Here is a 15090-nt window from a genome sequence, read left to right on the forward strand (position 1 = left end):
TCGGTCGTATGAGCGAAACGATCCGCGTCGCGGACTACGTGCGCGAAGCGATCGCGGCCGGACGGCCGGTCGTGGCGCTCGAATCGACGATCTTCACACACGGCCTCACCCGGCCACGCAACGTCGAGGTCGCCCTCGAGGCCGAGAAACGTCTGCGCGATTCCGGGGTGCTGCCCGCGACCATCGGGGTTGTCGACGGCACGCCGACGGTCGGTCTGTCGGAACAGCAGATCCGCATGCTCGGTGCCGAGGACGTCCCGGTCGTCAAGCTCGGTATCCGCGACCTGCCGGTCGCGGCGGCGAAGGGATTGCACGGGGGGACCACGGTGTCGGCGACGGCGCTGCTCGCGCATCGCGCCGGGATCGACGTATTCGCCACCGGCGGCCTGGGCGGCGTGCATCGGGGGGCTTCGTCGACCTTCGACGAGAGCGCGGATCTCGTTGCGCTGGCGACACTTCCGATCCTTGTGGTGAGCGGCGGCGTCAAATCCGTCCTCGACATCCCTGCCACACTCGAACGGCTCGAGACGCTCGGGGTGGTCGTGGTCGGCTATCGGACCACGCGTTTTCCCGGCTTCTATGTGCGCGACAGCGGCTGCGATGTCGACGAGGTGGAGTCGGCGGAGCAGGCCGCGGCGGTGGCGCGGGCGCGGGACGGGCTGGGTCTGCGGGCGGCGGTGCTCGTCGGGAATCCGGTGGCGGCCGAGGCTCAGATCGATCCGGAACTGCACGATCGCGTGCTCGCCGAGGCCGAACACGCCGCAGCCGAGGCCGGGACACGCGGCAAGGCGATCACCCCGTTCCTGCTCGAACACATGCACCGGGCCACCGAGGGGCACTCGCTCGAGACGAATGTCGCGGTCTATCGCGGGAACGTCGCGGTCGCCGCGGAGATCGCGCACGCGCTGGCGTCCTGATTCTTCGTTGCAGGCCGACGGCCTGATTTCTCACTGCAGGAGGAAGGCGGCGGTGGACGACGGCAGGGGAGTGCCGCGCCGGCGGTAGATCTCGGCGGGCCGGCCCGTGCCCTCCCTGTGCAGTTCGCCGGTGGGTTCGAGGCCGTGCAGCAGGTGCCGGCGGAAGGTGTCCTTGGGATAGCTGCGGGCATAGACGGTCTCGTACAGCAGTCGCAGGTCGAGCACGGTGAACTGCTCGCCGAGGAAGTTGCCGGGGTCGACCTCGGCGGAGTACCGGCGTCGCAGGTCGGCGACGGCCAGGTCGACGATCTCGGCATGGTCGAAGGCGAGGTCGGAGGTCTCGGTGGTCGGCACGAGATACGCCTCGGCGGGGATCTCGGCGACCGGCACCGCGGCGCCGTGGGCCATCGACAGCACCCACCCGCGGTCGTCGCGCTCGGGATCGTCGAGCATGGCCAGCTGGTGGAAGTCGACACCCGTGAGTCCGGCCTTGTCGCGCAGGGCGCGTTCGGCGGCCTCGGCGAGTCGCTCACCGGGGTGCAGGAAGGTGCCCGGCAGGGCGAAGGTGCCGTCGGGACGTTCGACGACCAGTACCTTCAGTACTTCGTCGATGGTGAGGACGGCGACGTCCACGGCCACCGAGGGGCGCGGGTAGTCGGTGAGCGACCTGCCGGTCGAGTCGGTCGGTGTGCCCATGATGGACATTCAATCATTGATGCGCTAACTTTAGCGCAGACTTGATCGAATAGAGGGGTTCATGGAAACAACCGCAGCACAGAACGACCGGGCAGCCGGAGTCCTGCTCGCCACCGCAGCAGGCGACGCACTCGGGGCCGGATACGAATTCACGTATCCGACGGACACCACGCCCATCGACATGATCGGCGGCGGACTCGGGCCGTTCGCGCCCGGTGAGTGGACCGATGACACCTCCATGGCCCTCGCGATCGCCGAGGTCTCGGCGACCGGCGTCGACATCGGTGAGGGCGCCGGACTCGACGCGGTCGCGGCGCAGTTCCTCCGCTGGTACGCCACGAACCCCAAGGACATCGGCAACCAGACGCGTGCCGTCCTGCGCGAGGCGGGCCCCACCGCCGTCACCATGACGGCGCGCGCCCGCAGCCTCCCCGGACGCACCGGTGGCAACGGATCGCTCATGCGCACCGCACCCGTCGGGCTCGCCTACCTCGACGACGCCGAGCGGTGCCTGTCCACGGCGCATGCGATCAGCAGCCTCACCCACGCGGACGAGCAGGCATCCGAGGCATGCCGACTGTGGTCGTTCGCGATCCGTCACGCCGTCCTCCACGGCACCTTCGACGGGGTGCGGGTCGCCCTGTCCTGCCTGTCCAAGCCCGCCGCACAGCGGTGGACGGCGCTGCTGGACGAGGCGGAGACCGCGCCGAGTCCGCGCGTGTTCGACAACAACGGCTGGGTCGTCCACGCCCTGCAGGCGGCGTGGTGGGCGATCACGCACGCCCGCACCGACGGCCCCGGACACCTGCCGGAGGCGCTCGAACTGGCCGTCCGCGCAGGCAACGACACCGACACGGTCGCGGCCATCGCGGGCGGACTGCTCGGCGCCCGGTGGGGTGCGTCCGCAGTGCCGGAACGGTGGCGTCGCATGCTGCACGGATGGCCCGGTTACCGCGCGGACGACCTCGAGCGCCTCGGGCTGCTCACCGCGCGGAAGGGCTCCGGGGCAGGCGGGGATGTACTACGGGTCGTCCAGAGCTGAGACTCCCCGAGATCCGCCGGATGTCTCCACTCGCGGTTGTGATGCGGTAGACACGACCCGTCCGACGGATACTCGAGGAGGGATCGCACGTGGCTTCCATCGCACTTCCACGCATCATGCGCGTCGGCGGGGGCGCCGTCGAGGAGATCGGTGAGGTAGTCGCCGGACTCGGACTCGCCCGGCCCCTGGTGGTGACCGACAAATTCCTGGTCGGCACCGGTGCGGTGGATCGGATGGTCGCGCAGCTCGAGGCCGCCGGACTGCGGCCGGCCGTCTTCGCCGAGACCGTGCCCGACCCCACCACCGCCTCGCTCGACGCGGGTGCCGCAGCGGTCGCCGAGCACGACGCCGACTGCGTGATCGGGTTCGGTGGGGGAAGCCCGATGGACACGGCCAAGGCCCTCGGCCTGCTCGCCCGGAAGGGCGGTCACATGCGCGACTACAAGGTGCCGCGCGACAACATCGGCCCGGCGCTACCGGTGATCGCCGTGCCGACCACGGCGGGAAGCGGCTCGGAGGCAACCCAGTTCACGATCATCAGCGACAGCGAGTCCGACGAGAAGATGCTGTGCACGGGCCAGGCCTTCCTGCCGGTCGCTGCGATCGTCGACTATCGGCTCACCATGACGATGCCCCCGCGCCTGACGGCGGACACCGGCGTGGATGCACTCACCCATGCCATCGAGGCCTATGTCAGCAGGAAGGCGAACCCGTTCTCCGACAGCCTCGCGCTCGTCGCGATCGACACCATCGGACAGGTACTGCGGCGCGTCTACGCGGACGGGCAGGACGCCGAGGCGCGCGAGCGGATGATGCTGGCCGCCACGCAGGCGGGCATCGCGTTCTCCAACTCCAGCGTCGCGCTCGTGCACGGCATGAGCCGTCCGATCGGGGCGCACTTCCATGTTGCGCACGGACTGTCGAACGCGATGCTGTTCCCGGCGGTCACCGAGTTCTCGGTGGATGCCGCCGAGTCCCGCTATGCCGACTGCGCCCGCGCGCTCGGCGCGGCCTCGGCGGACGCCTCGGATGCGACCGCCGCCGCAGACCTGGTCGTCGCGCTGAAGGAACTGTGCCGCGACGTGGAGGTGCCGACACCGAAGTCGTACGGCATCGACAAGCAGACCTGGGACGAGAGGGTCCCGGTCATGGCCGAGCAGGCGCTGGCGTCGGGATCCCCGAACAACAACCCGAGGATCCCGACGGCCGAGGAGATCCGCGATCTCTACGGGCGGATCTACGCCTGAGGCCGGCTCATTCGGGAGCCTGATCGTCGGGCTCGACCTTCTCCGTCCTCACCCGGTCCGCGACGTTGCCGGGCGCACCCTCCTCCTCGCGTTCCTTCTCGACCTTCTGCTCGAGCTTGTCGACGAGATGCTTGATCTTCTGCCCGGTGAGGTCGTCGTTGTCCTCTGGGCGGCCCGAACCGTGCTTGGGGGCGTTGTCCATCGACGTCCGTCCTTCGTTCGTAGGGTGCAGGGGAGCGGTACCCGAGCGCCGGAACGGTCAAACGGGCAACGGTTCTGCTCACACCGATCACCACCGGCAAGCTCGCTGAGACCGTTCCCGCCGCCTAGCTCATCCCGCCCGCTCGGCTGCGGCGGCGATGTCGGCGAGGTCCTGTTCGAGGGCCTTGCGGGTCGCGCGTTTCGCGAGCGGCGCGAACACGGTCATCGCAAGCTGAGCGAAGGCGCCGAGGGGTCCGCTCTCGCCGGAGAACTCCACGGACAGATCCGTGCCGTCCGCCGAGGGGGTCAGGTCGAAGACGGTCCGGTAGCGGGCGCCGCGGGATTCGGCGACGACGACGGTGCGCCGCTCCGGATCCACCTCGGCGACCTGCATCTCCTCGGTCGCCGACTGCCCGAGCATCACGCGGGTCTCCCGCCACCGTGTGCCCACCTCGTAGCCGGTGCCGTCCAGTCGTTCCACGGCCTTCACCCCACGCAGGGTGGTGAGCGCCTCGTCCAGCGCGGTGAGCACCCGCCACACCGCGGATGGCGGTGCGGCGATGTTGCGCGAGACCTCGATGCGTTGTTCCACTTCTCTCCTCGTGATCGTTCGGGTCAGAGCGGGAGCTCGGTCTCCTGCAGCCCGGGCGGAACACCGCGGCGCCGGAACCATTCGACACCGAAGGCGGCCCGCAGGTGTTCCTCGGGCATGTTCAGCATCGGCCCGAAGTCGCCGATCTGCGACTCGTAGCCGACCATCGCCGCACGTTTGGCACCCAGCGCCTCCGACACGTCCACCGCGGTGGTCAGTTCCGATTCCGGTAGGCCGAACGTCTCGAGGTCGGGTGGGCGCACGTCGTCGGGGGTGTCCGGCAGCGCCGAGAGCAGCCGCATCAGGTGGTCCCGATTCGTGGATGCCTCGTAGACGGCGTCGTGTCCGCTGATCCGTTCGGCATGGACACCGGCACGGTGGACCTGGACGTGATCGGGATGACCGTAGCCGCCGTGCGCGTCGTAGATCGTGACGACATCGGCGCGTTCCTGCTCGATCACGGCGGCCAGCCTGGCTCCCACCTTGCTCGGATCGGCGTTGGTGAAGGCATTCGGGTCGTGGTTGCCGGCGGTGCCGGCCATCCCCGAATCGCCGTATCCGAAGGGCACTACCCGCGCCGCACCCAGCGCCCGGGCCGATTCCTCGAGTTCCTTCGTGCGGCGGGCGGCGAGGGATTCGCCGGGCGCGAGCAGCCCGTCGGGATATTCGCCGCGGGCACCGTCGGTGGCGACGACGAGGACGACGCGATGCCCGGCGTCGGCGGCTCGGCGCATCACGCCACCGGTGAGGAACACCTCGTCGTCGGGGTGTGCGTGAAAGCACAGCAGAACGCTCATGGCGTTCATGCTGACACGCTGCTCGTGCGGTGCAGCGGTCAGTCCGACTCGCCGTATCGGGCCGCGAGATTCTCGGGCATCGGTTCGTGCCGCAGATACTGGCGGGCGAAATCGGCGGTGCCCTGCGTGATGGCCCGCAGTTCCACCGGATAGCGGCCGAGTTCGAGCTCGGGAACCTCCGCGCGCAACAGGGCGACACCCGGCTCGGGGGATTCGGTGCCGAGCACCCGTCCGCGCCGGGCCGACAGATCGCCGAGGACCGCGCCGAGATGCTCCTCCGGCACGATCACCCGCACGGCGGCGACCGGTTCGAGTACGCGAACGGTGCTGTGTGAGGCCGCATCCCGCAGGGCCAGCCCGGCGGCGGCCTGGAAGGCCGCGTCGGACGAATCCACCGAGTGGGCCTTGCCGTCGACCAGGGTGACCTGCACGTCGACGAGCGGATATCCCGTCGTCACGCCCTTCTCGGCCTGCGCGTACACGCCCTTCTCCACGGACGGGATGAACTGGCGCGGAACCGCACCGCCCACCACCTTCTCGGCGAACACCACCCCGCTGCCCACCGGCAGTGGTTCGACCTCGACGTCGACGACCGCGTACTGACCGTGCCCGCCGGATTGTTTGACGAGCCTGCCGTGGCCTTTCGCGGGGCCGGCGAAGGTCTCCTCGAGCGGCACCCGATGCTCGACCGTGTCGACCTGGACACCGTGCCGGGTGCGCAACCGTTCGAGGACCAGTTCGGCGTGCGCTTCACCCGTGCACCACAGCACGAGCTGATGGGTCTCGGGATTCTGCTCGACGCGCAGCGCGGGATCCTCGGAGGCGAGGCGCGACAGGGCCTGGGACAGCTTGTCGTCGTCGGTGCGGGTGTGTGCCTCGATCGCGACGGGCAGCAGGGGAGTCGGGGTGGGCCACCGGTCGAGCGGGACCGGATGGTCGGGGGCGTACAGGACGTCACCGGGTTGTGCCGTCGCGAGCTTCCCGACGGAGGCGATGTCTCCCGCCACGGCTTCACCGACCGGGCGCTGTTGCTTGCCGAACGGGCTCGTCAGGGCGGGAATGCGTTCGCGGCTGTCGCGGTCGCCGTCGGCCAGCGCGACGATCGTGTCGGGTCGCAGCGTGCCGGAGTACACGCGCACCAGGCTGATCCGCCCGACATAGGAGTCGCCGGCCACGCGCACGACCTGCGCGGCGAGCGGACCGTCCGGATCGCACGGCGGTGCACCACGACCGCGCTGCGTCGGTGCGGGGAATCCGGTGGTGATCAATTCGAGCAGTTCGACGGCACCGATTCCCGTCTCGTCGGCGGGAACGGCCGGGTGCAGGGTGCACGCCAGGATCTCGCGGGTGAGTCCTTCCTGCAGGGAGGCCGTGTCGAGTTGCTCGCCGGCGATGAACCGCTCCATGAGCGTGTCGTCCTGGCCGGAGATGGCCTCCACGAGGCTCTCGCGCGCTTCGGTGGACACCGGGCACGGACCGGGTTCGCCGTAGCTGCGGCCCGTCAGCAGACCCATCGACCCGATCGGGCGGTCGCCGTCGTAGACGGGATAGAACATGGCCCTCAGGGTGTCCGGTCCCAATCCGAAGGCGACGTGACTGTCGGTGAGCATGTCGTCGAAGCTGTGCCGGGCGACATCGAGTTTGTTCACCACGATCGCGCGGGGGATCGCCTCGTCGTCGCATTCGCGCCAGAGCGCGCGGGTCGCTGCGCTGATGGGATCGGTGGCGGAGACGACGAAGATCGCCGCGTCGGCCGCGTGCAGGGCTGCGCGGACCTCGGCGTCGAAGTCGGGGTGTCCCGGCGTGTCGATCAGGTTGATCTTGATGTCGTTCCATTCGAGGGGGACGACGGACAGCTGCACCGACCTGCGGTGGCGCTGCTCGATCCCCTCGTAGTCGGACACCGTGGTGCCCTCTGCCACGCGCCCGGCGCGCCCGACGGCGCCCGCTGCGACGGCGAGGGATTCGGTGAGGGTGGTTTTCCCGGAGCCGCTGCACCCCACCAGGGCAACGTTGCGGATCCGGTCGGGACTGTCGGCGGTCGGTGCCTGCCGGCTGCGTGCTGCGGAGCGATCGGGCATCGAGCTACTCCCTCGTGTGACCTGCAGCACAGTCTAAGGCATTCCGATGGTGCCTCCGGGGAGGTTCGCAACACGCGCTCGGGGCTCGCAACGCCACCGGTGACCGATGGTGTTGCGAGCCTCGCGGCGGCGGTGCGTACCCCCGGCCTGCTCAGTACACGTCGCGCACGTACCGCTTCTCGCGCTTGAGGGTGGTGACGTACTCCGCGGCCTGCTCGTCGTTCATGCCGCCGTGCTCGGCGACGATCTCGTGCAGCGCACGGTCGACGTCCTTCGCCATCCGCGACGCGTCGCCGCAGATGTAGAAGTGTCCACCCTCCTCGAGCCACGCGAACAGTTCCGCGCCGTGCTCCTTCATGCGGGTCTGCACGTAGATCTTCTCGGCCTGATCGCGGGAGAACGCCAGGTCCAGGCGCGTGAGCACACCCGAGTCGGCGAACTCGGCCAACTCCTGTTCGTAGATGTAGTCGCAGCCGCGCTTCTGGTCGCCGAAGAACAGCCAGTTCTTCCCCGTCGCACCCCGTGCGCGACGTTCCTGCAGGAAGCCGCGGAAGGGTGCGATGCCGGTGCCCGGACCGACCATGATCATCGGTGCGGTGTCGTCGGCGGGCACGCGGAAGGCCTTGTTCTTCGACACGAAGATGCCGACCTTGCCTTCACCGACACGATCGGCGAGGAAGGTCGAGCACACGCCGCGACGCTCGCGGCCGTCGGTGCCGTAGCGCACCGCCGCGACCGTCAGGTGCACCGAACCGTCGCACGCGTTCGGGCTCGACGAGATCGAGTACGCCCGGTGCTGCAGCGGACGCAGCAGCGCCAGGAACTGCTCGGCCGACAGCTCGGGCGCGGGATCGAGCAGGAGCACGTCGAGAATGTCGCGGCCCCACAACCATTCGTCGAGCGCGGCCTTGTCGCCGTGCCGCAGCACATAGGTGAGTTCCTCGTTACCCGTGTGTTTCTCGATCTCCTCGAGGAGATCGACGGACGGAGCGGTGATCTCGTAGTTGTAGGTGAGGAGGTGCTCGAGCGTGTCGTCGTGACCCTCGGGGACGGTCGCGCCATCGAGACCGAGCCGACCGAGGATCGCGTGCACGAGTTCGGTGTCGTTGACGGGCACCACGTTCAGCGCGTCGCCCGCTTCGTATTCGAGACCGGAATCGGCGAGCGCGAACTCGTAGTGCCGAATCTCCTTGGCCGAGTCCTCCCCGGACAGGAGCACGTTCGACGTCAACACCGCCGGATAGGGATTCTTGCGGGTCCACTGCGACTTCGCCCGGGCCGGTGCCGCCGGTGCCGCGGGAGCGGGAGCACCATCGCCCACGATGCCCTCGACGGCCGCGACGAGCGGCAGCGTCTCCGCGATCCACGTCGCGGCGAGCTCCTCGAACTCGACGTCGCAGTCCACCCGCGGCACGATGCGCTGCGCACCGAGCTGCTCGAGACGCATATCGATGAGCTTGCCGGCCTGGCAGAACCCGTCGTACCCCGTGTCACCGAGAGCGAGCACCGCGAAGTTCATGCCGTCGAGGCGCGGCGCGCTCTCGGCCGACAGCGCATCCCAGAACAGCTCGGCGTTGTCGGGCATCTCGCCCTCGCCGTAGGTGGATGTGACGATCAGGACCTGGCCCAGACCGGCGAACCGGTCGAGGTCCATGTCGTCGAGAGCGCACACGACGGGCGCGAAGCCCTGGGTGCGCGCTGCAGCCGCGGCGTCCTCGGCGACGGCTTCGGCATTGCCGGTCTGCGAGCCGTAGAGCACGTGCAGAGCAGTCGCCGAGCCGACGGTCCCGGCATCGGCGGCGGGACCCCCGGAGAACAGGCGGGTCTGCATCCCGGCGACGAAGCCGGAGAGCCACGACCGCTGATCGGCGGTGAACGGAGCGTCGAGGGGAATGAACGGGCCGGTGGTGGTCACGCGGAGACTCCCATCGTGGAGGTGAGGACGTTCGGGACGGCGTTGCGTGCGAACAGTTCCTCGTAACCGGGCAGGCGACCTGCGGCGTCGAGATTCTTGCGGCTCTGCAAGAGGATCCAGCCGTAGGTACCCGGCGCATCGACCGAGCGGACGTTGCGCAGGGCCAGGGCCTGCTTGTAGTCGTTCAGGCGCTTGTCGGCGACCAGCGCCGCGAGCTGCTCGTCGGTGTGATCGGCGATCGCCGCGAGGGCGTAGCGCTCGAGCTTCGCGACGAGGAAGAAGTCCTCGGTGAGCAGCAGATTGCGAGCGGCCTTCTGCACCGCCGGATCCGACACGTCGGTGGCGCCGGGGACCTTCTGCAGCGCCATCTCCTGCGCGGCGGCGAGCACCGTGTAGTTGTTGAGCAGCGCGTACATGGCCTCGGTGTCGGTCGCGTCCGGGGTGACACCACCGGCGACGGGAACACCCGAGCGGTAGTTCTCCTTGAACTTGCGCACCTGGTGCGCGACCAGCGCCGTGGCGACCTCGGCGGCGAGGTCCTTGCGCGACGCTGCGGCGAGGATCTCGTCGAGGTCCTGGTACTGCAGCAGCGCGCGCGGCATGCCGTACGCGAAGCGGTGCTGCTCGACCTGCCAGTTGTCGATCAGGAAGCGGGCCTTCACCGAGCCGGTCGCCTCGACGTGCAGGTGCAGCAGCTGCAGCACGGCGGCGTTGTGGATCGCGGCCTGCGGGGCGTCGCCGGTGATCGACCCGAGGACGATCGAGTCGGCGCTGGCCTTGCGGGGGAGCAGGCCCTCGGGGTCGTACTGGTAGACGACCCCGCCCGACATGCCGTTGCCGAAGCCCTTGCCGAACTCGCCGATGTTGAGCACCGCGCCGTTGGTCATGTACTCGCAGGCGAACTCGCCGACACCCTCGACGACGGCGGTGGCGCCGGAGTTGCGCACCGCGAAGCGGTCGCCGGCCTCACCCTCGACGAACAGGCGACCACCGGTCGCACCGAAGAGCGCGAAGTTGCCGATGAGCACGTTGCCGCCGCGTCGGTCGCTGCCGCCGCGGGGGGAGTGCAGCACGATCTGCCCGCCGCACTGGCCCTTGCCGACGCCGTCGTTGGCGGTACCGGTGTGCTCGATGTGCATGCCGTCGTTGCAGAACGCCCCGAAGGACAGGCCCGCCGAACCGGAGGTGGTGATGGTGACGGTGCCGTCGCGTAGCCACCGGCGTCCGCGCTCGTCGTCGAGCACGGCCGGCAGGGCGCCGAGATCCTCGTGGTTGAGCATGCGCTCGATGTCGATCGCCAGCTGCGCGCCGACGCTCTTGTTGTTGTTCGTCAGCTGCACGCCGTCGCCGAGCGAGACGGTGAGCTCCTTCGCATCGACGAGGGCCTCGCGCAGCCGGGCCACCCACGCCTCGTCGAGCGAGTAGTCCTTCTCCATGTAGACCGGATTGTCGATGTGCACCTCGGGCAGCACCGCGAGCATCGCCCGCAGGTCCAGCCGGCCCACGCTCGACGGGTGGTCGAGCAGGTGCAGCAGGTCGGCGCGGCCACGCGCGTCGCGCAGCGACCGCAGACCCAGGCGGGCGAGCAGCTCTCGGGTCTCGTGCGCGACGTTGAGCAGGTACTGGGCCATCGCCCGCGGATCGCCGTTGAACACTTCGGGATTCGTGGTCAGACCTGCCGGGCACTTGACGTTGCAGTTCTTCGCCATGACGCAGCCGAGCATCATCAGCGCGGTGGTGCCGAACTCGAAGCTGTCGGCGCCGAGCAGCGCGGAGACGATGACGTCCGACGCCGTCTGGTGCGCACCCGAGCAGCGCAGCACGACCTTGTCGCGCAGACCGTTGGCCGTGAGGGCCTGGTGGACCTCGGCCACACCGATCTCCGCGGACCGGCCCGCGTACTTCAGCGAGGTCACCGAGGCGGCACCCGTGCCGCCGGTGTTGCCGGCGACGTTGATGACGTCGGCGCCGGCCTTCGCGACACCCACGGCGATCGTGCCGATACCCTCCGAGGAGACGAGCTTGACGATCACCCGCACCCGCGCCGCCTTGGCGTCGTGGATGAGCTGGGCGAGGTCCTCGATGGAGTAGGTGTCGTGGTGCGGCGGCGGCGAGACCAGCTCGACGCCCGGGGTCGCACCGCGCGCCGCGGCGATCTCCACCGTGACCTTCTTGGCGGGCAACTGGCCGCCCTCACCGGGCTTCGCGCCCTGCGCGATCTTGATCTCGATCTCCTCGAGCATCGGATCGGCGAGATAACCGGCCCACACACCGAAGCGGCCGGACGCGAACTGCTTGATGCGCGACCCGCGGATGGTGCCGTAGCGGGAGATGTGCTCGCCGCCCTCACCGCAGTTCGACATGCCGCCGACCATGTTGGTGCCGTGGGCGACGGCCTCGTGGGCGTTGGAGTTGAGCGCGCCATGGCTCATCGCACCCGACGCGAGCGCCGGGGTGATCTCGTGCGCCGGCTGCACCCGGTCGAGCCGCACGCTCAGCGGGGCCTGGCGGACCTGCTCGAGATAGCGCGCGGCGTCACCGATCGCGTGCACGGTCAGGGTGTCGCCGTAGCAACGGTGCGAGACGATGCCGTCACCGAAGCGCGCGACGAGCGAGGCCGCGAGCGCATCGGGACGACGGTGGTCGTCTGCGAGCGGACCGGTCAGACGCAGGACGAATTCGCTCTCACCGACCCGCGCCGCGGAGATCCCGCGCACGAGCATCGAGTTGTTGCCGAACCGCGCGAAGCGGCCCATCTCCTTGGTGAAGTCCTCGGCGGTGACGGCGTAGGTGACGTCGGCGGGCAGGGCGAGCACGTCGCGCAGCGCCGCGGGACGCTGTGTGCGCTCGTCGGCCATCGTGCGGGCGAACGCGCGGTAACCCGGGGTGATCTCGAAGGCATCGATCTCGGCGGGTGTCAGGGCGCGGAAGCCGCCGTAGCGGTACGACGCGTCGTCGAGACCGTGCGCGTCGGAGAGCCGGTGCAGCGGCAGCAGACGCAGCGCGTCGGTCAGATCCGGCTCGGCCTCCTTCTCCACGGGCAGCGCGAAGGGCTCCTCGGTCATGTCCACGAAGCCGCGCACGGCGGTCGTGCCGAACGAGTGACCGGCGCCCTCGGCGCGCTCCTTGAACAGACCCAGCAGCGGGACGTCCTTCTCCGTCTCCACGGTGAGAGCGCGACGGTGCCAGTCGGCGACGGCCTGCGCGAGGGTGGTGAAACCGACACCGCCGACCGGGGACTTCACGTTCGGGAACCAGCGCGCGAGCACCTCGTCACTCGTGTCGAGATAGCTCGGCTCGAAGAACTCACCGCCGATGTACGACTCGACGGTGCACAGGCCGACGCGTCCCATCGTCTTCATGAGCGACTTCTCCGCAGCCTTGCGGAACTTCAGGAACGCGGCGTCGGCATCGTCGCCGAACTTCTCCTCGGCGCGCATCTGCACCGTGAGCGGATACACCGCAGCGGCACCGAAACCGAGGGTCGCGGCGATGTGATGCGACGAGAACAGCTGTCCGGATTCGACGATGACGGACACGCGCAGACGCAATCCCTCGTCGATCAGGCGCTGGTTGACCGCGGCGACGGTGAGCACCATCGGCAGTCCGGCGCGGTCGGTGGAGACGTGGCGGTCGGTGAGCACGGCGATGCCACCGGATTCGCGGGCGAAATCGGCAATGGCCTCGGCCGTACCGTCGATCGCGGCGGCGAGCGCGGCCGCGTTCGCCTTGGCGTCGTCGAAGACGGGGGAGTACAGCATCTCGAAACGCCGCACCGGGGTGTCGGACTGCTCGCGGATACGCAGCATGTCGAGGTGCGTGAGGATCGGGGTGGGCACCACGATCTGGGTCGCGGACGAGACGGGAGCACCGCTACCGGGGCGAGCACCGAGCGCGACGCGCAGGGTCATGCCGTCCGCTTCGCGGATCGAGTCCAGCGACGGGTTGGTGACCTGGGCGAAGCGCTGCGAGAAGTACTTGGCCACACCGCCTTCCTGATCCGACAGGGCGTTGATGGCGTTGCCGTAACCCATCGCGGAGATGCGCTCCTGACCCGACGCGAGCATCGGGTCGAGCATGAACCGGAAGGATTCCTGGTTGATGCTGTAGGACACGTAGCGCTGGTAACGCTCGAGATCGCCGTTGTAGCGCAGCGGGGAACCGGCCTTCTCGGCGGGAACCTCGGGCAGGGCATCGAGATTGCGGCGGGCCTCGTCGACGAGCGACGCGTAATTCTGCCGGGCAGCAAGAAGTTCGAGCGCCTCATCCGCTCCGTAGGAGCGGCGCGTGCGGTGATCGAAGTACAGCATGCCACCGGCCTCGATGCGGCCGCGACGCAGCACGGTCTCGGGCGCGAAGTCGAACTGGCCGGCCTCGGAGGTGACGGCGAGGTACTCTTCGGTCTCCACGGTGCGCAGCGGACGCAGGCCGAGGCGGTCGAGGCGCGCGCCGACGACGGTGCCGTTGCCGAAGACCAGCGCCGCGGGGCCGTCGTTCTTCTCCTCGTACAGGGAGAAGAACTCGAGCATCGCGCGGACCTGTGGCGACAGCTCGGTGTCGTTCTCCCAGGCAGGCGGCATCATCTGCACGACGGCGGTGACGAGGTCGAGTTCGTTGTGGGCGATACGCGAGGCCAGGGTCTGGTCGAAGCGGCAGCTGTCGGACTGTCCCGGCGGGCGAATGATGTCACGGCCCATCGCGCGGGCGAGGGCGCCCTCGAACAGCCGGTTCTTGCGATCGGTGTTCAGCTCACCGTTGTGCGCTATGAGGCGGAACGGCTGCGCCATCGTCGGATGCGGATCGGTGTTCGTCGAGAACCGGGTGTGGAAGAACAGGGTGTGCACCGCGTGCCGCGGATCGGTGAGATCGCGGAAGTACGGGATGACCTCGTGAGAGTTCAAGCGGTTCTTGAGAACCTGCGTGCGCGCACTGAGCGAGAGCGGGTACAGCCCGCCCAGTTCCGGCTCGGTGTAGGCGCGGGCCTCGACCTCGAGGAGCACGCCGTGCAGCAGTCGGTCGAACTCGTCGACGGAGTCGCACGCATCGGGCCGCGTGAAGATCCACTGACGGATCGGCAGCTGGTATTTCGTTGCGGCAGAACGCAACACGCTGTCGTCGACGGGGACGTCGCGCATCGTGAGCACGGTGACCCCGGCTCCGGCGAGTGCCGACGAGACGAGTTCCTCGGCATCGGCATGCGCCGCGGGATCGGTGGGGAGGAAGAAGTTTCCGACACCGAAGTGCCCTTCCTGCAAGGGTGTTCCGGTGATCTCGGAGAAGAAGGCGACCGACAGGTCCACGTTGATGCCGGCTCCGTCGCCGACACCCTCGGCGGACATGCCACCGCGGTGCGGCACGACGCACAGGGCCTCGTGACCGCGGGTGAGCACGTCGTGGGTCTGCACGCCGTCCTTGCGGGTGATGAAACCGACACCACAACTGCTCTTGTCCAGCGTGCTGTCGTACAGGCCGGTGTCACTGGCGTGCGTCACGGACGTCCTCCTCGGTGCATCGAATTCGACGTCGACCGGCAGTGACGATGCGAAGAAGGGGAACGCGTGGGAAGGCGCAGCTCCTGAGGTGCATAGACGTGTGCCGGAGA

Annotated in this window: 10 protein-coding genes; 3 read left to right on the forward strand and 7 right to left on the reverse strand. The window is 69.1% G+C overall.

From position 1 onward, the window contains the following. Positions 1-8: 8 nt before the first annotated feature. Positions 9-917 carry a pseudouridine-5'-phosphate glycosidase gene (locus tag IM25_RS13480; RefSeq protein ID WP_033098016.1) on the forward strand — a complete coding sequence of 303 codons (909 nt, stop codon included), beginning with the start codon at positions 9-11 and terminating at the stop codon, positions 915-917. A gap of 30 nt (positions 918-947) precedes the next feature. Here IM25_RS13480 and IM25_RS13485 read toward each other — a convergent pair whose 3' ends face one another. Continuing rightward, on the reverse strand, positions 948-1613 hold the full coding sequence (locus IM25_RS13485; protein ID WP_024103645.1) for an NUDIX hydrolase: 666 nt from the start codon (positions 1611-1613) through the stop codon (positions 948-950). Positions 1614-1674: 61 nt separating this feature from the next. On the opposite strand from IM25_RS13485, the gene IM25_RS13490 reads away from it, so the two are divergent. Beyond that, the gene (locus IM25_RS13490) at positions 1675-2655 is read left to right on the forward strand and encodes an ADP-ribosylglycohydrolase family protein (RefSeq protein ID WP_033098015.1); all 981 of its coding nucleotides are present in this window, start codon (positions 1675-1677) and stop codon (positions 2653-2655) included. A gap of 116 nt (positions 2656-2771) precedes the next feature. After that, on the forward strand, positions 2772-3902 hold the full coding sequence (locus IM25_RS13495) for an iron-containing alcohol dehydrogenase (protein WP_033098054.1): 1131 nt from the start codon (positions 2772-2774) through the stop codon (positions 3900-3902). A gap of 7 nt (positions 3903-3909) precedes the next feature. Here the strand turns inward: IM25_RS13495 and IM25_RS13500 are convergent, their stop codons facing one another. The 6 genes from IM25_RS13500 to IM25_RS13525 all read right to left on the reverse strand — a co-directional run bounded on the left by IM25_RS13500 (position 3910) and on the right by IM25_RS13525 (position 14980). Further along, the gene (locus tag IM25_RS13500; protein ID WP_006552878.1) at positions 3910-4104 is read right to left on the reverse strand and encodes a hypothetical protein; all 195 of its coding nucleotides are present in this window, start codon (positions 4102-4104) and stop codon (positions 3910-3912) included. Positions 4105-4233: 129 nt separating this feature from the next. Next, the gene (locus tag IM25_RS13505) at positions 4234-4695 is read right to left on the reverse strand and encodes an SRPBCC family protein (RefSeq protein WP_033098014.1); all 462 of its coding nucleotides are present in this window, start codon (positions 4693-4695) and stop codon (positions 4234-4236) included. A 23-nt stretch (positions 4696-4718) separates the two neighbouring features. Beyond that, complete coding sequence (locus IM25_RS13510) at positions 4719-5492, reverse strand: PIG-L deacetylase family protein (protein ID WP_033098053.1); 774 nt, start codon at positions 5490-5492, stop codon at positions 4719-4721. A gap of 38 nt (positions 5493-5530) precedes the next feature. Continuing rightward, entirely contained in the window at positions 5531-7573 is a 2043-nt protein-coding gene (locus IM25_RS13515) for an elongation factor G-like protein EF-G2 (RefSeq protein ID WP_065996114.1), read from the reverse strand. 151 nt (positions 7574-7724) lie between these two features. Beyond that, positions 7725-9488 carry a sulfite reductase subunit alpha gene (locus IM25_RS13520; protein ID WP_033098012.1) on the reverse strand — a complete coding sequence of 588 codons (1764 nt, stop codon included), beginning with the start codon at positions 9486-9488 and terminating at the stop codon, positions 7725-7727. Next, positions 9485-14980, reverse strand: a complete 5496-nt coding sequence (locus tag IM25_RS13525; RefSeq protein WP_065996115.1) for a glutamate synthase-related protein — start codon at positions 14978-14980, stop codon at positions 9485-9487. The genes IM25_RS13520 and IM25_RS13525 overlap by 4 nt, the downstream gene beginning before the upstream one ends. Positions 14981-15090: the final 110 nt, after the last annotated feature.

The sequence above is a fragment of the Rhodococcus sp. p52 genome (assembly GCF_000763325.2).
In the GTDB taxonomy this organism is placed as follows: domain Bacteria; phylum Actinomycetota; class Actinomycetes; order Mycobacteriales; family Mycobacteriaceae; genus Rhodococcus; species Rhodococcus pyridinivorans.

Excerpts from the sequence above, each read along its gene's own strand:
- IM25_RS13500 (WP_006552878.1), bottom strand. The coding sequence starts at position 4,104 with ATGGACAACGCCCCCAAGCACGGTTCGGGCCGCCCAGAGGACAACGAC.
- IM25_RS13510 (WP_033098053.1), bottom strand. The coding sequence starts at position 5,492 with ATGAGCGTTCTGCTGTGCTTTCACGCACACCCCGACGACGAGGTGTTC.
- IM25_RS13485 (WP_024103645.1), bottom strand. The coding sequence starts at position 1,613 with ATGGGCACACCGACCGACTCGACCGGCAGGTCGCTCACCGACTACCCG.
- IM25_RS13490 (WP_033098015.1), top strand. The coding sequence starts at position 1,675 with ATGGAAACAACCGCAGCACAGAACGACCGGGCAGCCGGAGTCCTGCTC.
- IM25_RS13495 (WP_033098054.1), top strand. The coding sequence starts at position 2,772 with ATGCGCGTCGGCGGGGGCGCCGTCGAGGAGATCGGTGAGGTAGTCGCC.
- IM25_RS13480 (WP_033098016.1), top strand. The coding sequence starts at position 9 with ATGAGCGAAACGATCCGCGTCGCGGACTACGTGCGCGAAGCGATCGCG.
- IM25_RS13515 (WP_065996114.1), bottom strand. The coding sequence starts at position 7,573 with ATGCCCGATCGCTCCGCAGCACGCAGCCGGCAGGCACCGACCGCCGAC.